Origin of the sequence: Micromonospora sp. NPDC048835, from assembly GCF_040649995.1 — a bacterium.
GTDB lineage: Bacteria > Actinomycetota > Actinomycetes > Mycobacteriales > Micromonosporaceae > Micromonospora.
This window is the reverse complement of the sequence record NZ_JBEZGM010000012.1, coordinates 111,147-131,409: the sequence shown is the minus strand read 5'-3', so window position 1 is coordinate 131,409 and position 20,263 is coordinate 111,147. Positions and strand designations below refer to the sequence as shown.

The window sequence follows — 20,263 nt, the reverse complement described above, 5'->3', positions numbered from 1 at the left end:
GCTCAGCTGGCCGTGCCCTGATCCGGTGCGGGAGCCTCGGCGCTCGGAGCGTCGCTCGACGGGAGCGGCTCCGGGGTGGAGATGTCGGTGACCGGGCCGGCCTCGTTGATGTACGGCAGCGAGTAGAAGATCAGCGACTGGCCGCTGCTCACCACCGACGGCACGCCCACCGCCCGGTAGCGCGGGTTGATCGTCACGTCGATCCGGCTCGCCTCGTCCTCGAGCGCGGTGCTGAGGGCGGTGGCGCTGCGGACGAAGCCGCCGTCGCCGAACGCCTGACGAACGTCGGCCACCGACATGCCAGCGTTGATCGCCCCGGTCTTCGTCAGCGCGTCGTAGACGGCCATCAACGAGTCGTCGCTCAGCTCGGCCGGCGGGAGCTGCTGGTTGAGCACCTGGAGCAGGTCGATCCACTCACCCCACAGCTTCGCGAACTCGGTGCTGGCCGGCAGCCGCAGGTTCTGCTCGAGCTGCTGCGGGCTGACCTCGTCGGGCACCTGAAGGTTCTTCGCCGCGGCGACCCGCTTGCCGAGATCCAGGCTGACCAGCAGGTTGACCACGTCCTGACGGGTCACCCCGGCGCGCAACTGCTCGGGCGACGGCGTCGCCCCCGCCTGGCCGGCCTCCCGCCGCACCGCGTCGCCGTACTTCGCCTGCGCATCGTCGTAGATCGCGTCCACCCGGTCCACCGAATAGGTGGTGTCACCCACGTACGCGGCGACGTTCGGTGCGGACTTGCCGCAGGCAGCGAGGGAGAGGACACCCAGGGCCGCGACGCTGGCGGCGGCGATCACACGGCGAGCACGCATACCCGTCACTCTCTCATGCCCTCTCCCCGGCTGTGACGGCCCCCACCGCACCGACCTCCGCCTCAACCCGCCGCGACGGCGAGTGGGGCGGGAGCACCGAGCACATCGGAGAGCAGTTGCGCGCACCACTGCAGCAACGCCTGGTCACGCAACGGCTCGCCACCGATCCGACGGGTGCTCGGCCGGGGCACGCTGACCTGGTCGGTGGCCTGCTTGTAGACGGCGTCCGGGTGGTAGCGCTTGAGCCGCAACTGCTTCGAATCCGGTAGCGGCAGCGGGCCGAACCGGACGTGTTTGCCCTGCATGGACACGTCGGTCAGGCCGTAGCGGCGGGCCAGCAGGCGGAACCGGGCCACCTCCACCAGGTTCTGCACCGGGGCTGGCGGCTCGCCGTACCGGTCGGTCATCTCGGCGATCACCTCGCCCAGCCGCTCCTCGTCGCGCGCCTCGGCGAGCTTGCGGTACATCTCCAGACGCAGCCGCTCCACACTCACGTAGTCGTGCGGCAGGTGCGCGTCGACCGGCAGGTCGATCTTGACGTCGGTCTCCTCCTCCGGCCGCTCACCCTTGAACGCGGAGACCGCCTCGCCGACCATCCGCACGTACAGGTCGAAGCCGACGCCCTCGATGTGCCCGGACTGCTCACCACCGAGCAGGTTGCCGGCACCCCGGATCTCCAGGTCCTTCATCGCCACGTACATGCCGGCGCCCAACTCGGTGTGCTGGGCGATGGTCGCCAACCGCTCGTGGGCGTGCTCGGTGAGCGGCTTCTCCGGCGGGTAGAGGAAGTAGGCGTACGCCCGCTCCCGACCCCGACCGACCCGGCCCCGGATCTGGTGCAGCTGGGCCAGGCCGAGCAGGTCGGCCCGCTCCACGATCAGGGTGTTGGCGTTCGGGATGTCGATGCCCGACTCGACGATCGTGGTGCAGACCAGGACGTCGAACTCCTTCTCCCAGAAGCCGACCATCACCTTCTCCAGGGCTTCCTCGCTCATCTGGCCGTGCGCCACCGCGACCCGCGCCTCGGGCACCAGCTCGCGCAGCCGCCGCGCCGCCCGGTCGATCGACTCGACCCGGTTGTGCAGGTAGAAGACCTGCCCGTCGCGGAGCAGCTCACGGTGGATGGACGCGGCCACCTGCCGGTCGTCCTGCGCGCCGACGAAGGTGAGCACCGGGTGCCGCTCCTCCGGCGGGGTGGCGATGGTGGACATCTCCCGGATGCCGGTGATCGCCATCTCCAGGGTGCGCGGGATCGGGGTGGCCGACATGCTCAGCACGTCGACAGACGCGCGCAGCGTCTTCAGGTGCTCCTTGTGCTCGACACCGAAGCGCTGCTCCTCGTCGACGATCACCAGGCCCAGTTGCTTGAAGCGGGTCGCCGTCTGCAACAGCCGGTGCGTACCGATGACGATGTCGACGGTGCCGTCGGCGACCATCTCCAGCGTCCGCTCGGTCTCCTTCGCCGTCTGGAACCGGGACAGCTGCCGGATCTGCACCGGGAACTGGCTCATCCGCTCGGCGAACGTGTTGTAGTGCTGCTGCACCAGCAGGGTGGTCGGCACCAGCACCGCCACCTGCTTGCCGTCCTGCACCGCCTTGAACGCCGCCCGGACCGCGATCTCGGTCTTGCCGTAGCCGACGTCACCGCAGATCAGCCGGTCCATCGGGACGGTCTGCTCCATGTCCCGTTTGACCTCGTCGATCGCGGCGAGCTGGTCCGGCGTCTCCTGCCAGGGGAAGGCGTCCTCCAACTCGCGCTGCCACGGGGTGTCCGGGCCGAACGAGTGCCCCTTCGACGCCTTGCGGGCGGCGTACAGCTGGATGAGCTGCGCGGCGATCTCCCGGACCGCCTTGCGGGCCCGGGCCTTGGACTTCTGCCAGTCCGAGCCACCCATCTTGTGCAGGGTCGGCTGCTCGCCGCCCACGTAACGGGAGAGCTGGTCGAGCTGGTCGGTCGGCACGAACAACCGGTCGCCGGGCTGGCCCCGCTTGCTGGCCGCGTACTCGATGACCAGGTACTCCCGGCTCGCGCCGTTGACGGTGCGCTGCACCAGCTCGACGTAGCGGCCGATGCCGTGCTGCTCGTGCACCACGTGGTCGCCGGTCTTCAACTCCAGCGGGTCGATGGTGTTGCGCCGCCGGCTCGGCATCTTGCGCATGTCCCGGGTCGAGGTGCCCCGACCACCTGTCACGTCGTTGCCGGTGAGCAGCACGAAGCGGGACGCCTCGTCGACGAACCCGCTGCTCAGCGCACCGCAGCTGACCACCAGCTCGCCGGGGACGGGCGCGGTCGGCACCTCCTCGGTCAACCGGGCACCCAGGCCGGCGTCGCGCAGCACCTCCACCGCCCGCTGGGCGGGGCCGTGCCCCTCGAACACCAGCGCGATCGACCAGCCCTCACCGGACCAACGCTTGAGGTCCTCGACCACCCGCGAGGTCTCGCCGTGATAGAGCGGTGCCGGCTGAGCGGACAGGGTCACCGCGATGGCGTCGTCGGGAGTGACGGCGGCCTGATCCGGCGCATCTTCCCAGGGCTGCCGCGTCTCGGCGGTCTCCCCCTCGACCAGGCCGAACGGGGACAGCGTCCACCACGGCTGACCGAGCTTGCCAGCGGCCGCGCGCACCTCGCCGAGAGTGCGGAAAGCGGCGGCGCCGACGTCCACCGGGGCCTGGCCGCCGACCGCGGCTGCGGCCCAGCTGGCCTGCAAGAACTCCTCCGAGGTACGCACCAGATCGTGCGCCCGCGTGCGGATCCGCTCCGGGTCGCAGAGCAGGACGTGCGTGCCGGCCGGCATCGCGTCCAGCAGCAACTCGAGCGAGTCGGGGCCGACAAGCACCGGAGCCAGCGACTCCATCCCCTCCACCGGGATGCCCTCGGCCAGCTTGTCGAGGATCTCGGCCAACTCCGGGTGCTGCTCGGCGAGTGCGGCGGCCCGGTCCCGGACCGACGGGGTGAGCAGCAGCTCCCGGCAGGGCGGCGCCCAGAGCAGCGGGACCTGCTCGATGGTCCGCTGGTCGGCGACGGCGAAGGTACGGATCTCCTCCACCTCGTCGCCCCAGAACTCGACCCGGGACGGGTGCTCGTCGGTCGGCGGGAAGACATCCAGGATGCCGCCGCGCACCGCGAACTCGCCGCGCTTGGTGACCAGGTCGACCCGGGCGTACGCCATGTCGACCAGGCGGTGGGCGACCTCCTCCAGGTCCGCCTCCTCGCCGGCGGCGAGCTGCACCGGCTCCAGGTCACCGAGGCCCTTAAGCTGGGGCTGAAGCAGCGAACGCACCGGGGCCACGACCACCCGCAGCGGCCCGGCGTTGCCGTGGGCGTCGGCGGACTCGGGGTGCGCGAGGCGGCGCAGCACGGCCAGCCGCCGGCCGACCGTGTCCGAGCGTGGCGACAGCCGCTCGTGCGGCAGCGTCTCCCAGGAGGGAAAGACCACCACCTGCTCGGCCGGGAGCAACCCGCCCAACGCGGCAGCCAGGTCGTCGGCCTCCCGGGTGGTGGCGGTCACCGCCAGCACCGGCCGACCGGCCCCGTCGTTGTCGGCGGCGACCGCCGCGACGGCGAACGGGCGCAGTGCCGCCGGGGCGGTGATGTCGAGGCCGTCGACCTGCGCGGCACCGGAGCGCGCCAGGTCACGCGCCCGGGCCAGCCCGGGGTCGGCCAGGGCGGCGGTGAACAGACCGGTCAGCAAGGGAGTCCTTCCAGGGGGAGTCGACGCACACGACGGCGGCCCCTCGTCCAGCCGGACGGGGGGTGCACGACAACAAGCCTAGCCCCGTCGACCGACAGCCACCCCCTTCCGCCGAGGTCCGCCGCCACTACGGCGCGTCGCCCTCGTGGCCCTGCGCCCCGCGCCCCGCGCCCCGCGCCCCGCGGCGCCAAGATCGTGCTCGAACCAGGATGTAGTGGACCCGGGCGCTCGCCGAGACCACTACATCCCTGATATTGCGCGATCTAGGGAACGAATCGGCCTTCGTCGGATCAAGATCCGCTCAACTTCGGGGAACTTGCGGGGTCACCGCGCGCCGGGGCAGCACTTTCCGTGTAGTTGAGCGGATCTTCACGGACCCGGCCGGCGCAGCCTGCGGACCCGGGCGGCGCAGCCCCCGGACCCGGCCAGCGCAGCCCCCCGGACCCGGCCGGAGCGGCCGCGAGCCCAGCCGGCGCAGCCCCCGGACCCGGCCGGGCCCGATACCCGGCGGCCTGCCGTCGTGTCTCGCGGATCTTGACGGTTGTCGGCTCCCGTGGTCGGGTTTCGGGATGGGTGAGCAGTGGCGGGCACAGTTCGACGCGGAGGTGAGCTTCGCCAACGGCGGCGGGCTGCGTACCGAGGGGTTCCGGCTGGACATTCCCGGTCGGGACATCAGCGACGAAGACCTGGCGGCGTTGTTCGTCCGGCACCTTGGGCTGCTGTTGGTCGCCGAAGTCCGGATCAGCGCCAAGACGATCATCGAGGAGCCGCACAAGGGCGGCCGGAGTGTGGCCGTCGACAAGCCAACGTCCGGCCGCAGGCTGGTCGAGTTGAGCCACGTGATCAGCGACGGCATGACCACCCTGCCCGGCTGGCCCGGCCCCCGGATCACCGACTGGTTGACCTTCGCGGCATCCCGCGAGCGGTACGCCCCGGGCACCGAGTTCCACGTGGCCCGCATCGAAATGATCGCCAACACCGGCACGTACCTGGACACGCCCGCCCACCGCTGGGCCGGCCGTGACGACCTGACCGGGGTGCCGCTGGACCGTCTGGCCGACCTGCCCGGGGTGGTGGTCCGGGTGCCGGCCGGCACCCGAGCGGTGGACCGGTTCATGCTGGCCCCGTACGAGGTGGCCGGCCGAGCGGTACTGCTGCACACCGGGTGGGATGTGCACTTCGACACCGAGCGGTACGGCGCGCCGGAGGCGCCCTATCTCACCGGTGACGCGGCCCAGGCGCTCGTCGACGCCGGGGTCGCCCTGGTCGGCATCGACTCGATCAACATCGACGACATGAGCCCGGCGGCCGGAGGTCTACGCCCCGCACACAGCACACTGCTCGCCGCCGGCATCCCGATCGTGGAGCACCTGACCGGCCTGGACGCGCTGCCGCCGACCGACTTCCGGTTCACCGCGGCCCCACCGATGGTGGCCGGCATGGGTACCTTCCCGGTCCGCGCCTTCGCCGTCGTCAACCCCTGACGCCACCCACGACGCTGACGCCACCCACGACCCCTGACACCACCAGCGGCGCCTGCCGCACGGCCAGCGGCGCGGTCACTACCGGACCGGGGGCCGACGCCCGGACCACGGGCACGACACGGGAACCACGCGCACGACACGGGAACCACGGGCACGACACGGGAACCACGGGCACGACACGGGAATGACGGGCACGACGCCCGGACCACAAGCACGACGCCTGGACCACGGGCACGACGCCTGGACCACGGGCACGACGAGATGGTTCCACCCCGAGGTCTACAAAAAGGGCCATAGGGTAACAACGTGGACAGGGAATCGCACGGCCCGGCTCGCGACTGGGCGCCGCGCAGCATCGGGCTGCTCCTTGGCACGCTCGCGCTGGCCACCGCGTTCATCGCGGCCTACGTCGGAGCACTCCATCAGCCCACACCCCGCGACCTGCCGATCGGCGTCGTCGCCAGCGACCAACGCGCGCGGGCGACGCTCGACGCGGTGCGCAACCAGACCAACCTCCTCGAACCCATCGAGTACGACGACACGAGCGCCGCCGACCGCGGGCTGCTCAGCCGCGCGGTGTACGCCGTGCTCGGCAGCGGACCCGACAACGGTCTGCTCCTCACCGTGGCGAGCGCCTCCGGCCCGTCCGCCACCAGCGCGATCAAGGAGGTCCTCGGCACCGCCGCCACCCGCACCGACACTCCGTTGCAGATCGTCGACAAGGTGCCGGTCCCCTCGACCGACCCGCGCGGCGTGGTGCCGTTCTACCTGAACGTCGGGTACGTGCTCGGTGGCTACCTCGCCTCGACCGTGCTCGGGATCTCCGCGGGCACCACTCCCCGTTCGGCCCGGAGGGCCGGGCTGCGCATCGCCGCCCTGGCGGTCTACAGCGTGTTGCTCGGCCTCGCCGGTGCGATCGTGGTGGGGCCCGGCCTGGACATCTGGCACCACGACGTACCGACGATCGCCGCCATCGGCGCGTTGGCCGTCTTCGCCGCCGCGATGTTCGCGAGCGCCATTCAGGGCTGGCTCGGCGTCGCGGGCACCGCGCTGGTCATCCTGCTGCTGGTGGTGCTCGGCAACCCGGGCTCCGGCGGCATCTACGCGCCCGAGTTCCTGCCCGGGGTGCTGCGCGGCATGCACAGGTGGAACATTCCGGGGCTCGCCAACGACCTGACCAAGGCGGCGGTGTACTTCGACTGGCGATCCGCAGGCTGGCCCGCGACCGCCCTCGCGCTCTGGGCGGTGGCCGGCATCGTCGGGTTGATCACCGCCAGCATCGTCCGGGGTCGCCGGACCCCCGCCAGCCACGCACCGGGCCAGGACGGTGGTTGAGATCACGTCGAAAACGACACCTCGGAGCCGCTCGATCGGCCCGGGGCCCTCCGCACATCCGTTGCGCGCGGATACCATCCAGTAAGTCGGACAGCGCTGTCCTTCGTCACCACGTAAGGGAGCGCATCGTGACCGATCAGCACGACCACGACGGCCCGGACGCCGCGCTGCGCGCCGACATCCGCCGGCTCGGCACCCTGCTCGGCCAGACCCTGGCCCGCCAGGAGGGTCGCCCACTGCTCGACCTTGTCGAGGAGATCCGCGCCCAGGTCCGCTCGGACGCCTCGGCGGCGGCTCAGCGCCTCGGCGGGCTCGACGTGACCACCGGCACCAAGCTGGCCCGCGCCTTCTCCACCTACTTCCACCTGGCCAACATCACCGAACAGGTGCACCGTGCACGGGACCTGCGTCGCCGCCGCGCGGTGCAGGGCGGCTGGCTGGACCAGGCCGCCAAGATGATCGCCGAGCGTGGGGTGCCGGCCGACGAGATCGCCAACGCGGCCCGGCGGCTGGCGGTGCGACCGGTCTTCACCGCGCACCCGACCGAGGCGGCCCGCCGCTCGATCCTGTCCAAGCTGCGGGCGATCGCCGACGAGCTGGACACCGAGACCGCTAACGCCATCCTCTACGGCGCCAGTGACGAGGGCCCGGCCAACCGCCGGCTGGCCGAGCTGCTGGACCTGATGTGGCAGACCGACGAACTGCGGCTCGACCGGCCCGATCCGACCGACGAGGCCCGCAACGCGATCTACTACCTGCGCGACCTGTACGCCGAGGCCGCCCCGCAGGTGCTCGACGACCTGGCCGACACGCTGCGCACTCTGGGCGTGGAGACCTCGCCGACGGCCCGCCCGTTGAGCTTCGGCACCTGGATCGGCGGTGACCGCGACGGCAACCCGTTCGTCACCCCGGCGGTCACCCGCGAGGTGCTTACCATCCAGCACGAGCACGGCATCGCGGCGACCGAGAAGGCGATGGACCACCTGATCGACGAGGTGTCGGTCTCCCGCCGACTGCGCGGGGTCTCCCTGGATCTCTCCGCCAGCCTCGCCGCCGACCTGGACGCGCTGCCCGAGGTGGCGCAGCGCTTCCGCCGGGTCAACGCGGAGGAGCCGTACCGGCTCAAGGCGCGCTGCGTGAAGGCGAAGCTCGCCAACACCCGGCTGAGGTTGCGCCAGGGCACCGCACACGTACCCGGCCGGGACTACCGGGGCTCCGCCGAGCTGATCGCCGACCTGGACCTGCTGCGCGCCTCGCTGGCCCGCAACTCCGGTCAGCTCACCGCGGTCGGCCGCCTGGCCTCCACCATCCGTACGGTCTCCGCGTTCGGCCTGCACCTCGCCACCATGGACGTCCGGGAGCACGCCGAGGCGCACCACGCGGTGCTCGCGCAGCTCTACGAGGCGGTCGGCGAGGTCTCCGACTACCCGGCGCTGACCCGGCTGGAGCGCACCAAGCTGCTCGCCGACGAGCTGACCGGCCGCCGGCCGCTGTCCACGGTGGACACCGCGTTGTCGGAGCCGGCCCGCAAGACGTTCGACGTGTTCGGCACCATCCGGGAGGCACAGGACCGCTTCGGCGCCGAGGTAATCGAGTCGTACATCATCTCGATGACCCTGGGTGTCGACGACGTGCTGGCCGCCGTGGTGCTGGCGCGCGAGGCCGGCCTGGTGGACGTACACAGCGGGCGGGCCCGGATCGGCTTCGTGCCGCTCCTGGAGACCCCCGCCGAGCTGAACGCCGGCGGCGAACTCCTCGACGAGCTGTTGTCGCTGCCCGCGTACCGGGCGTTGGTGAGCGCCCGGGGCGACGTGCAGGAGGTGATGCTTGGCTACTCCGACTCGAACAAGGAGGCCGGGATCACCACCAGCCAGTGGTCGATCCACCGCGCGCAGCGCGCGCTGCGCGACGTGGCCGCCCGGCACGGCGTACACCTGCGGCTGTTCCACGGCCGGGGCGGCACGGTCGGGCGTGGCGGTGGGCCGACGCACGAGGCGATCCTGGCGCAGCCGTACGGCACCATGGACGGCGCGATCAAGGTGACCGAGCAGGGCGAGGTGATCTCCGACAAGTACACCCTGCCCTCGCTGGCCCGGGAAAACCTGGAGCTCACCCTCGCCGCGGTACTCCAGGCGACCCTGCTGCACACCGCGCCCCGGCAGCCGGCCGAGATGTTGGAGCGCTGGGACGCGACGATGGACGTGGTCTCCGAGTCGGCGTTCCGGTCCTACCGGACGCTCGTCGAGGACCCGGACCTGCCTGCGTACTTCTGGGCGTCCACCCCGACCGAGCTGCTCGGGGCGCTGAACATCGGCTCCCGGCCGGCGAAGCGCCCGAACACCGGGGCCGGGCTGTCCGGTCTGCGGGCCATCCCGTGGGTGTTCGGCTGGACGCAGACCCGGCAGATCGTGCCCGGCTGGTTCGGCGTCGGCTCCGGCCTGGCCGCCGCACGCGAGGCCGGGCTGGCGGATGTGCTGGCCGAGATGCACCGCAACTGGCACTTCTTCCGCACGTTCCTGTCGAACGTGGAGATGATGGTGACCAAGACCGACCTGAGCATCGCCCGTAGGTACGTCGAGACGCTGGTGCCGAAGAAGCTGCACCCGATCTTCGAGCAGATCGAGCAGGAGTACGAGCTGACCAAGCGGGAGGTGCTGGCGATCACCGCAGCACCGGCCCTGCTGGAGAACTCGCCGGTGCTCCAACGCACCCTTGCCGTCCGCGACACCTACCTCGAGCCGCTGCACCACCTCCAGGTGGCGCTGCTGCGGCAGTACCGGGAGTCGGGCGCGGCCGGCCGTGCGATCGCCACCGCCCCGGGCGGCCGACGCGCGCCGAGCGACGGCACCGCCCTGGAGCGTGCACTGCTCACCACCGTGAACGGCATCGCCGCCGGAATGCGCAACACCGGCTGATCAAGGGGTACGAGCACTAGGCCCCGGCCCCGGCCCGGCCTCGTCGATGGCCCGGCCCTGGCCTGGCCCTGGCCCGGCCCTGGCCTGGCCTGGCCTGGCCTGGCCTGGCCTGGCCTGGCCTGGCCTGGCCACGTCGATCATGGAGTTGTGGTGCCTCGCGAAAGCCGCCGACAGGGGCGAATCGCCCACCACAACTCCATGATCGACGCCGATTGGGCGGGGTCAGAAGTCGCCGCCGCCAAAATCGCCGCCACCGAAGCCGCCGCCGCCGAAGCCGCCGCCGCCGAAGTCGCCGCCGGCGTAGTCGCCGCCGCCGAAGTCGCCGCCCTGGTCACCGCCACCGTCGCCGCCGTCGCCCTGGTCGAAGCCGTCGCCGAAGCCCTCCTGGTAGCCGGCGTCGTAGCCGTACCCGGGGTCGGCGAAGGCGGGTGAGAAGAGCGCGTCGGCGATCAGGATGCCGCCGAGCACACCGGCGCCGGCACCCAGCGCCGTCTTCCACCACGGCGTCGAATACCAGCCGGCGGGCACCGGGCGACCCTGATAACGCCCACCGGGGTAGTAGTAGGGCGTTTCCCGGCCGGGTTGCGGTCCGGCCCGGAAGGTCTGCCCCTGCACGTCGACCTCGCGTTCCTTGGTGAGCTGCCCCACCCCGCGGGCCGCGGCCAGGGTGGGCAGCTCGGGGCCCGGGTCGATGCCCAGCGCCGTACGCGCCGCCCGGATGTACGCCAGCCCTTCCAGCGCGGTCTCCCGGGCCAGCCCGAACTGGTGCGGCGTGGACGCCTGCTCCAGCTGCGAGCCCGCCGCGTTGTACCGCTCGCCGGCGTCGGCGAGCGCCTGGCGTACCGCCGGGTCGTCGCCGTGCAGGTTCATCAACTGGCCGCCGAGGCGCTCGTACCAGCGCTGCGCGTCCGCCCGGGCGTCGCCGAGAGCGGTGCGTCGACGCGCGTTGTTCCGGGAGGCGGCGAGCACTCCGGCACCCACCACGGCGATGACGATGACCGCGAGGCACAGCACAGCTTCCATGCCTTCGAACGTACCCCCGGGTGTCACGTCGTATCCGTCTGGCAAGCTCCGGTGATGGACGTCTCGACGCTGCTCCTGGTGGTCGTGTGCCTCGGTGTCGGCGGGGCGGTGGGCTGGCTCGCGGCCCGGTCCCGGTCGGCGGCCGACATCGCCCGCCTGGACGCCACCCTGGCCGCCACCCGCGAGGGCGAGGGCCGGCTGGAGCAGTCCATGCGGGCGTTGAGCTACGAGGCGACCGCGCAGTCCCAGGAGGCGGTGGCCAGGGCGGTCGCGCCGCTGCACGAGACCCTGCGCCGCTACGAGCAGCGGGTGGCCGAGCTGGAGCACGACCGCGTCGACGCGTACGCCGAGCTGCGGGAGCAGGTCCGCTCGATGACCGTGGTCTCCGGTGAGCTGCGCACCGAGACCAAGCAGCTGGTGGCGGCGCTGCGCGCGCCGCAGGTGCGGGGCCGCTGGGGCGAGCACCAGCTCCGCCGGATCGTCGAGGCGGCCGGCATGCTGGAGCACTGCGACTTCTCCGAGCAGGTCACCGCCGCCACCGATGAGCAGGTCGTCCGACCGGATCTGGTGGTCCGGCTGCACGGCGGTCGCTCGGTGGTGGTGGACGCCAAGGCCCCGTTCGACGCGTACCTGACCGCCATGGAGGCCCGCGACGAGCGCAGCCGGGACACCCACCTCGACGCGCACGCACGGCACCTGCGGGGGCACGTCGACGCCCTGGCCGCCAAGTCGTACTGGTCGGCGTTCGACAGCTCACCGGAGTTCGTGGTGCTGTTCGTGCCCGCCGACCCGTTCCTCGATGTCGCGCTCCAGCGGGACCCGACGCTGCTGGAGCACGCCTTCGCCCGCAACGTGGTGCTCGCCACGCCGGCCACGCTTGTCGCACTGCTCCGCACGGTCGCCTACTCGTGGCGGCAGGAGGCGCTGGCCCGCAACGCGGTCGCCGTGCACACCCTCGCCCGGGAGTTGTACGGCCGGCTCTCCACCCTCGGCGACCACGTGGGCAAGCTGGGGTCCTCACTTGCCGGCGCGGTGACCGCCTACAACCGGGCGGTCGGTTCGTTGGAGGCCCGGGTGCTGGTCAGCGCCCGCAAGCTCGCCGAGTTGGGCGTCTCGGACGACGAGTTGGCCGCACCGGCCCAGGTCGAGTTGACGCCGCGGCAGCCGCAGGCGCCCGAGCTGGCCGAACCGGCCGACGACGAGGTTTCGACCCGCACACCAATCATGTGACAGTGCGTATAGCCGCATGTCACGAAGTGGTCACAAGGGACTGACCAGTAGTGACAGTGCTCGTCGATACCCCGAAAGATTCTGCTCACCCGAGCGCCCCTCTCTGAGGGGCCCTGTTCTCTGGAGGTAGAGAGAACGTGAGCAGACCCCGCAACCTGAGCCGGCGCACCTCAGCCGGGCTCTTCGCGTCGGTCCTGGCGGCGAGCGCCATGACGACGATGGGTGGTGCCGCCACCGCGGCCGCCGCTCCCGCCACCACACCTGACGCTTCCCCGGCCACCGCCGCCGAGACGCTGGGCGCCCACGACGCCAAACTGCTCAGCGAAGCCCGCGCCAAGAAGGCCCCGACCGTCACCCTGATCGTCGCCACCGACAAGGGTGCGGCCGGGGACGTCGCCGACAGCCTCACCAAGCTGGGTGGCACGGTCAGCCAGCGGCAGGACCGGGTCGGTTTCGTGTTGGCCAAGGTTCCGACCGACAAGGCCCTCAAGGCGGCGCGACTGCCCGGCGTCGCGGCCGTCGACCTGGACGAGGTCATCCAACTGCCGGACCCGGCCCCGGAGCGCGCCCCCGCCGGCACGGCTGGCGCGCGGCAGGCCACCGCCGAGGCGCCCGGAGGGGCCACCCCGGCCGAGAACCCCTACATGCCGACGAACGAGACCGGCGCGGTGGCGTTCACCGCGGCCCACCCGGCGTGGGACGGCCGGGGCGTCACGATCGGCATCATGGACTCCGGTGTGGACCTGGCCCACCCGGCGTTGCAGCAGACCACCACCGGCGAGCGCAAGATCGTCGACTGGGTCACCGCGACCGATCCGCTTGAGGACGGCACCTGGCGGCGGATGCAGGCCGAGGTCGCCGGGCCCTCGTTCACCATCGCCGGCGGCACCTGGACGGCACCGGCCGGCTCGTACCGGTTCAACCTGTTCAGCGAGTCGGTCACCACCAACAGCGACGCCCGGGGTGACGTCAACCGCGACGGCGACACGACCGACACCTGGGGTGTGCTCTTCGACCCGGCCACCAACAACATCCGGGTGGACGCCAACCAGAACCTCAACTTCACCGACGACCCGGTCATGCGGCCGTACCGGGAGAAGTACGACATCGGATACTTCGGTACGGACAACCCGGCGACACCTGTCGCCGAGCGGCAGCCGTTCGTCGTCGAGTTCCGGAAGAACGTGAACACCACGCCCATCGGGCTGCCGGGCACCTACGACTACGTCAACATCGGCATCGTCGAGAGCACCCACGGCACCCACGTCGCCGGCATCACCGCCGCCAACGACATGCTCGGCAACGGAGCCTTCGACGGGGCCGCGCCCGGCGCCAAGCTGGTCTCCGCCCGCGCCTGCTCCTGGGGCGGCGGTTGCACCGCGGCGGCCCTGACCACCGGCATGATCGACCTGGTGGCCAACCGTGGTGTCGACATCGTCAACATGTCGATCGGTGGCCTGCCGGGCCTGAACGACGGCAACAACGCGAGGACCAACCTCTACAACGAGCTGATCGAGACGTACGGCGTGCAGTTGGTCCTTTCGGCCGGCAACTCCGGCCCAGGTCTCAACACCGTCGGCGACCCGTCCGTCGCCAGCAACGTGATCAGCGTCGCCGCAAACATCAGCAAGGACACCTGGCTGGCCAACTACGGCTCGGTCGTCAAGAAGAAGAACGCCCTGTTCAACTTCTCCTCCCGTGGTCCGCGCGAGGACGGCGGCTTCAAGCCGAACATCGCCGCCCCCGGCTCGGCCATCTCCACCGCACCTACCTGGCAGCTCGGCGCCCCGGTTCCCGAGGCCGGCTACGCGCTGCCCCCGGGCTACGCGATGCTGAACGGCACCTCGATGGCGTCCCCGCAGACCGCCGGCGCCGGCGCGCTGCTGCTGTCGGCAGCCAAGGCCACCGACCGGGGTGTCAGCCCGGCTGCGCTGCGGCGGGCGCTGTTCAGCTCGGCCAAGCCGATCGCGGACGTGCCGACGTACGCGCAGGGCTACGGCATGGTCAACGTGCCGGGTGCCTGGCAGCTGCTGCGCCAGGGCGTCGAGACCCGGTCGTACGTCTCCGACGCGCCGGTCTGCAGCCCGCTGGCGGACCAACTGACCATCTGGAACGGTGTGAAGTTCGTGCCGAACCCGGGCCGGGGCACCGGGGTCTACAACCGCTGCGCCGCGGCTGCCGGTGGCCACAAGGTCGGCCAGAGCAAGACCTACCCGGTCAAGCTGACCCGCACCAGCGGGCCGGCCGGCACCATCAAGCACGACGTCACGTTCCAGGGCAACGACGGCACCTTCAAGGCGCCGAAGACGGTCGCGCTGCCGCTCAACCAGGCCGTCACCATCAGCGTCACCGCCAAGCCGGCCACCGAGGGCGCGCACGGCGCGATCATGCGAATCGACGACCCGGCCACGAACGTGGTCGACTTCGAGGTGTCCACGGTGGTGGTCGCCTCGAACGACGTGAAGAAGCCCACCTTCTCGTACGCCAACGAGGGCTCGGTCGACCGGAACGGCTTCACGTCGTACTTCGTCACCGTGCCGGAGGGCGCCAAGGCACTCCAGGTGAACCTCTCCGGGATCGCCACCGGCTCGCAGACGCGATTCATCGCGATCAACCCGCTGGGTGTGCCGGTGGAGGCCACCACGAGCACCGTCTGCTACACCAACTTCTCCGATGTCAACGTCTGCAAGCCGCAGGAGCGTGACTACCAGAACCCGCTTCCCGGGGTCTGGGAGATCGAGGTGGAGTCGCGGCGGACCTCCCCGGCGCTGAACAACCCGTTCAAGCTCCAGGTGCGGGTGCAGGGCCTGACCGTCGAGCCGGCGCTCGTCGAACTGCCGAGTGTCGAGGCCGGCGAGCCGACCCCGGTGAGCTGGACCGTCACCAACGCGTTCGGGCCGGTCTCGGTCAGCGGCCGCAGTGGCGCGCTGACCGGTGTGCGCACCGAGCGTCCGACCATCACCGAGGGCGGCCCCAACCAGGAGTGGACCGTCGAGATCCCGGCGGGTACCTCGACGTTCACCGCCCGGATCGGGAACCCCGCCAACGCGGGCGCCGACCTGGACCTGTTCGTCTACCGGGGTGCCACCGAGGTCGGCCGGTCCGCGGACGGTGACTCGGAGGAGGCGGTCACCGTGACCAACCCGCCGGCCGGCACCTACCGTGTCGTGGTGGAGCCGTACGGGGTCGACGGGCCGGGGACCAGCACGGCCTACGACTACTACGACGCGTTCGCGTCGGCGTCGCTTGGCACGATCACCGCTCCGACCGTCGCGGTGCCGCTGATGCACGGCGAGTCGGCCACCATCACCGGCACGGTGACCGCGGTGGCCGTCCCGGCCGACGGGCGTCAACTCTCCGGTGAGCTGGCGATCGTCACCACCGAGGGTGCGGTCGTGGGTCGCGGCAACGTGTCCATCGGCGCCGTGAACTGATCACCGCGTGACAGAGGCAGGAGCCCGTCCCCGGATCCGGGGACGGGCTCCTGTTCGTCAGCGCGAGGGGTTGCCGGTCAGGACACCGCGGGCCCGGGCCGCGCCCAGCGGCCTCAGGATGGTTGGGCGGCCGAGACGACGAGCGGGGTGCCCTGCTGGCAGGTCGTCATCATGCCGGGCTCCACCCGACCGGTGACCTCGACCCGCGCGCCGGGCTTCAGCACGTCACGGGGACCGCCGATCAGCAGGTAGCCGTCGAGCAGTACGCAGCCGGGCTCCACGCCGCCCTGCACGGTGCCGCTGAGGGTGGTGGCCCGGACGCCCGGCGGGGTGCTCGGGCCGCCCGGCTTCGGAGTCTTCCCACCGGGCGGGACGGTGGGGGTGACGGTCGCCGGCGCGGGGGTCGGGTCGGGCGTGGGCTGGCTGGTCACCGGCTGCGCTCCCGTCGGGGTCGGGGTGGGTGTGCCGTCCCCGCCGCCCTGGCCGCCGCAGGCGCTCAGCGCCACGCAGACGGCAAGCGCGGGGACGGCGAGCCGAAGAGTCCTCATGCCAGATCTGACGTACGCCGGCCCGGGTTCGTTCCCGTGCTCAGCCGCGCGCCGCGGCGGCCTTCATGTCCCGCTTCAGCTCCTGCGGAAGCGAGAACGTGAGCCGCTCGTTTGCGGTGGTGATCTCCTCGACGTCGGCGAAGCCGCGCGCGGCGAGGTGCACCAGCACCTCCTGGACCAGGTCGTCCGGGACGCTCGCGCCCGAGGTCAGGCCGACCGTCGTGGCCCCCTCCAGCCAGGCGTCGTCGATCTCGTGCGCGAAGTCGACCAGGTGGCCGGCGCGGGCGCCGGCGTCCAGGGCGACCTCGACCAGGCGGACCGAGTTGGAGGAGTTCGTCGAGCCGACCACGATCACCACGTCACAGTCGGCGGCGATCTCCTTGACCACGTGCTGGCGGTTGGAGGTGGCGTAGCAGATGTCGTCACTTGGCGGGGACTGCAACAGCGGCAGCCGCTGCTTGAGCCGGGCCACCGTCTCCAGCGTCTCGTCGACCGAGAGCGTGGTCTGGGAGAGCCAGACCACCTTCTCCGGGTCACGTACGGTGATCTTGTCGGCGCCGTCCGGGCCGTCCACGAGTTGGATGTGCGCCGGCGCCTCACCTGCGGTGCCGATGACCTCTTCGTGCCCCTCGTGGCCGATGAGCAGGATGTCGTAGTCCTCGGCCGCGAAGCGCCGCGCCTCGTGGTGCACCTTGGTGACCAGCGGGCAGGTCGCGTCGATCGCCTTCAGCGAGCGCGCCTTCGCCTGCTCGTAGACCTCCGGTGCCACGCCGTGCGCCGAGAAGATGACCGTGGCGCCCTCCGGCACCTCCTCGTTCTCCTCCACGAAGATCGCGCCTTGGGCCTCGAGGGTCTGCACCACGTGCTTGTTGTGCACGATCTGCTTGCGCACGTAGATCGGTGCGCCGTAGAGCTTCAGCGCCTCCTCCACGGTCTGCACCGCGCGGTCGACACCCGCGCAGTAGCCGCGGGGCTTGGCCAGGAGCACGCGCTTGCCGGTCCGGTGAGTCGCCTGAGCCTCAGTCACCACCCCATCGTACGTGCCACCCCACCACCCGCCACCGGGCCGCAACCCACCCCTCACAGCGTTGATCATGAAGTTGTTGCCTCGACACGCCGACGCAGAGGGCAATAACTTCATGATCGACGGGCCAGGTGGGGTGGGTCGTAGGGTGGGCGGGTGACTGAGGGTGGGCGGGTGGGCGGGGGCGGGGCCAGCAGCGCGGAGGAGCCCTGGCCGGTGCGGGTGGTCAGCCAGAAGGTGGGGGCCTGGATCGCCAAGCTCGGCTGGGTGTGGGTGGACGGGCAGGTGGCCCAGATCAGCCGCCGCCCCGGGGCGAGCACCGTCTTCCTCACCTTGCGTGACCCGTCGGCGGACCTGAGCCTGACCGTCACCACGAACCGGGACGTCCTGGACGCCGGTGCGCCGGAGCTGCGCGAGGGCGCCCGCGTGGTGCTGCACGCCAAACCGGAGTTCTACGCCGCCCGGGGCACGCTGAGCCTGCGGGCCGACGAGATCCGCCAGGTGGGGCTCGGGGAGTTGCTGGCCCGACTGGAGAAGCTCAAGAAGCTGCTCGCCGCCGAAGGGCTCTTCGACCGCGCCCGCAAGCGTCGACTGCCGTTCCTGCCCGGCCGGGTCGGGCTCATCACCGGTCGGGCGTCGGCGGCGGAGCGCGACGTGCTGACGAACGCCCGACGGCGCTGGCCGGCGGTGGAGTTCCGGACGGTGAACGTCGCCGTGCAGGGCCCGTCCGCGGTGCCGCAGATCGTCGACGCGCTCAAGGTGCTGGACGCGGACCCGAGCATCGACGTGATCATCATCGCCCGGGGCGGTGGCGGCATCGAGGACCTGCTGCCCTTCTCCGACGAGGCGCTCTGTCGAGCGGTGTTCGGCTGTCGTACGCCGGTGGTCAGCGCGATCGGCCACGAGACGGACGCGCCTCTGATCGACTACGTCGCCGACGTCCGCGCCTCCACGCCCACCGACGCGGCCAAGCGGGTCGTCCCCGACCTCACCGAGGAGGTACGCCTCATCGGTCAGGCCCGGCACCGCCTCGAACGGGCGGTGCGCAATCTCGTCGACCGGGAGACACACCGGCTCGACGGGCTGCGGTCCCGCCCGGTGCTGTCCCGACCCCAGGTGATGGTGGAGCATCGGGCGACCGAGCTGACCGCGTTGCGGCAGCGGGCCGGCCGCTGCCTGGAGCATCGGCTCGCCGCCGCCGAGGACGACCTGCGGCACACCCTCGCGCGGCTGCGCGCGCTCTCCCCCGCCGCCACCCTCGACCGGGGGTACGCGATCGTGCAGCGCGCGGACGGTCACGTGCTCCGCGCGGCGACGGAGGTGGGCAAGGGCGACCCGTTGCGGGTACGACTTGCCGACGGTGAGCTGGCCGCCACTGTCGATGGCTGAGTGGCGACGCGGTGCGGTGGGGAGTGGTGTGCTGAGATGAACGCGATGACTGACGACACGAAGGCCGGGCCGGACGAGCGGCTCAGTTACGAGCAGGCCCGCGCCGAGTTGGCCTCGGTGGTGGAGCGGCTGGAGGCCGGCGGCACGTCCCTGGAGGAGTCGCTGGCGCTCTGGGAGCGCGGCGAGGCGCTGGCGGTGATCTGTCAACGCTGGCTGGATGGTGCGCGGGCGCGGATCGACGCCGCCCGGCAGCAGCCGGCTTCCTGACCGTCGCCGCGACGATCGTGATCGGGTGGGGCGGCTCGGGCCGCCCCACCCGCGTACCTCAGTTGAACAGGCTGTACAGCTCGGCGGGCGCCTCGACGACCTGGTCCGCCGGCGGCTTCTGCGCGGCGGTGGCGGCGCCGTAGTCGGAGTACGTCATCTTGACCTCCTGTGCGGCGGTCTGCCCGGCGGCCGGCAGTTGCAGCACCAGCTCGCTGAGCCGGCCCTGCGGGTCAACCTTCGCGGTGAACGGGACGGTCTTCGCCTGGGTGCCGAGCGCGGCGATCGTGGCGGCGTTCAAGGAGCCCGCCTCGGCGGCCTTGGTCACGTCGATCGTGCCGGCGTACGCGCCGGTGCCGGTGCTGCGGACCTCGGTGATGCCCTGGGTGAGCACCGCACTGCCGGCCGGGTCGACCTTCTCGAAGTCGAAGCCGAGGCTGCGGTTGCCCTTGATCCGGGTCTGGTCGAGGTGCTGGTACTTGCCCAGGTTGAGCTGCTTGATCGCGGGCAGGCTGTTGGCGGTGGGGCCGCTCAGCTCCAGCTTGACCCAGCTGTCCGGCTTGAAGTGGATCACATCGAGCTTCATCGCCAGGTCGGACGAGGGGCCACCGATCGAGATCTTCATGGCCGCGCTCTGGCTCGGCTGGTGCACCAGCCCCTCCGCCGTCGAGCCGGCACCGGCGAGGGTGAACCGGAAGTTCCCGTTGCTGATCTCCTTGGTGGAGTCGAGCAGGGCCTGCTTGGCGTCGCCCGCCACCGGGGCACCGGACGGGCTGGCCGCCCCGGACGCGGTCACCGTCGGGGACGGCGTCGACCCGGCGGTGCCGGTGCCGGTTCCGCTGGCGCAGGCGGCAAGTGCGGGCGTGATCAGGGCGGCGGCTACCAGGCCGGCGCCGAGTCGTCGAACAGTCATACGTGTCTCCCAAGGGGGTCACCCGACGACCTGGTCGGCGCCGGAAACTCCGGCGACGCAGCAGCACCGTCGGCTGCGTCGCGCGATCCGGGCCGAACAGCGCGCCAGGATCACCCCCTCTCTGTTCCCTGTCGACGCGTCGGACAATCACCCTTCGGGCCGGTTGCCCAGATTCGCCGCCGACGGGCCCCGACTCCCGGTCC

At 71.6% G+C, this 20,263-nt stretch carries 13 protein-coding genes; 7 read left to right on the top strand and 6 right to left on the bottom strand.

All coding sequences use genetic code 11. The features are described from left to right. Positions 1-2 precede the first annotated feature (2 nt). A complete protein-coding gene (locus AB0C15_RS16865) occupies positions 3-809 on the bottom strand; it encodes a hypothetical protein (RefSeq protein ID WP_357352760.1) in 807 nt (268 codons plus the stop codon). 62 nt (positions 810-871) lie between these two features. Then, positions 872-4,501 carry a transcription-repair coupling factor gene (gene mfd / locus AB0C15_RS16860; protein WP_357352758.1) on the bottom strand — a complete coding sequence of 1,210 codons (3,630 nt, stop codon included), beginning with the start codon at positions 4,499-4,501 and terminating at the stop codon, positions 872-874. Positions 4,502-5,070: 569 nt separating this feature from the next. Here mfd and AB0C15_RS16855 point away from each other — a divergent pair. The 3 genes from AB0C15_RS16855 (at position 5,071) to ppc (ending at position 10,235) form a co-directional block, all read left to right on the top strand. Then, the gene (locus AB0C15_RS16855) at positions 5,071-5,985 is read left to right on the top strand and encodes a cyclase family protein (RefSeq protein WP_357352756.1); all 915 of its coding nucleotides are present in this window, start codon (positions 5,071-5,073) and stop codon (positions 5,983-5,985) included. A 306-nt stretch (positions 5,986-6,291) separates the two neighbouring features. Continuing rightward, positions 6,292-7,320 carry a hypothetical protein gene (locus AB0C15_RS16850; RefSeq protein ID WP_357352754.1) on the top strand — a complete coding sequence of 343 codons (1,029 nt, stop codon included), beginning with the start codon at positions 6,292-6,294 and terminating at the stop codon, positions 7,318-7,320. Between the two features lie 128 nt (positions 7,321-7,448). Beyond that, entirely contained in the window at positions 7,449-10,235 is a 2,787-nt protein-coding gene (gene ppc, locus AB0C15_RS16845) for a phosphoenolpyruvate carboxylase (protein WP_357352753.1), read from the top strand. 222 nt (positions 10,236-10,457) lie between these two features. Here ppc and AB0C15_RS16840 read toward each other — a convergent pair whose 3' ends face one another. Beyond that, positions 10,458-11,258: a hypothetical protein gene (locus AB0C15_RS16840; protein WP_357352751.1), complete on the bottom strand. Its 801-nt coding sequence runs from the start codon at positions 11,256-11,258 to the stop codon at positions 10,458-10,460. A 54-nt stretch (positions 11,259-11,312) separates the two neighbouring features. Between AB0C15_RS16840 and AB0C15_RS16835 the strand changes: the two genes are divergently transcribed. Both AB0C15_RS16835 and AB0C15_RS16830 read left to right on the top strand, forming a co-directional pair. Further along, positions 11,313-12,488, top strand: a complete 1,176-nt coding sequence (locus AB0C15_RS16835) for a DNA recombination protein RmuC (protein WP_357352749.1) — start codon at positions 11,313-11,315, stop codon at positions 12,486-12,488. A 137-nt stretch (positions 12,489-12,625) separates the two neighbouring features. Next, a complete protein-coding gene (locus AB0C15_RS16830; protein WP_357352747.1) occupies positions 12,626-15,922 on the top strand; it encodes a S8 family serine peptidase in 3,297 nt (1,098 codons plus the stop codon). A gap of 113 nt (positions 15,923-16,035) precedes the next feature. Here AB0C15_RS16830 and AB0C15_RS16825 read toward each other — a convergent pair whose 3' ends face one another. Further along, positions 16,036-16,470, bottom strand: a complete 435-nt coding sequence (locus tag AB0C15_RS16825) for a hypothetical protein (RefSeq protein WP_357352745.1) — start codon at positions 16,468-16,470, stop codon at positions 16,036-16,038. 40 nt (positions 16,471-16,510) lie between these two features. Beyond that, positions 16,511-17,497 (bottom strand): 4-hydroxy-3-methylbut-2-enyl diphosphate reductase, encoded by a 987-nt coding sequence (locus AB0C15_RS16820; RefSeq protein ID WP_238661615.1) that lies wholly within the window; start codon positions 17,495-17,497, stop codon positions 16,511-16,513. Between the two features lie 153 nt (positions 17,498-17,650). On the opposite strand from AB0C15_RS16820, the gene xseA reads away from it, so the two are divergent. Next, entirely contained in the window at positions 17,651-18,883 is a 1,233-nt protein-coding gene (gene xseA, locus AB0C15_RS16815; RefSeq protein ID WP_357352743.1) for an exodeoxyribonuclease VII large subunit, read from the top strand. 45 nt (positions 18,884-18,928) lie between these two features. Then, positions 18,929-19,150 (top strand): exodeoxyribonuclease VII small subunit, encoded by a 222-nt coding sequence (locus tag AB0C15_RS16810; protein WP_357352741.1) that lies wholly within the window; start codon positions 18,929-18,931, stop codon positions 19,148-19,150. Positions 19,151-19,208: 58 nt separating this feature from the next. Here AB0C15_RS16810 and AB0C15_RS16805 read toward each other — a convergent pair whose 3' ends face one another. Beyond that, positions 19,209-20,060: a hypothetical protein gene (locus AB0C15_RS16805; protein WP_357352739.1), complete on the bottom strand. Its 852-nt coding sequence runs from the start codon at positions 20,058-20,060 to the stop codon at positions 19,209-19,211. Between the last annotated feature and the right edge of the window lie 203 nt (positions 20,061-20,263).

Excerpts from the sequence above, each read along its gene's own strand:
- AB0C15_RS16865 (WP_357352760.1), bottom strand. The coding sequence starts at position 809 with ATGCGTGCTCGCCGTGTGATCGCCGCCGCCAGCGTCGCGGCCCTGGGT.
- AB0C15_RS16855 (WP_357352756.1), top strand. The coding sequence starts at position 5,071 with ATGGGTGAGCAGTGGCGGGCACAGTTCGACGCGGAGGTGAGCTTCGCC.
- AB0C15_RS16840 (WP_357352751.1), bottom strand. The coding sequence starts at position 11,258 with ATGGAAGCTGTGCTGTGCCTCGCGGTCATCGTCATCGCCGTGGTGGGT.
- AB0C15_RS16835 (WP_357352749.1), top strand. The coding sequence starts at position 11,313 with ATGGACGTCTCGACGCTGCTCCTGGTGGTCGTGTGCCTCGGTGTCGGC.
- AB0C15_RS16825 (WP_357352745.1), bottom strand. The coding sequence starts at position 16,470 with ATGAGGACTCTTCGGCTCGCCGTCCCCGCGCTTGCCGTCTGCGTGGCG.
- AB0C15_RS16810 (WP_357352741.1), top strand. The coding sequence starts at position 18,929 with ATGACTGACGACACGAAGGCCGGGCCGGACGAGCGGCTCAGTTACGAG.
- AB0C15_RS16805 (WP_357352739.1), bottom strand. The coding sequence starts at position 20,060 with ATGACTGTTCGACGACTCGGCGCCGGCCTGGTAGCCGCCGCCCTGATC.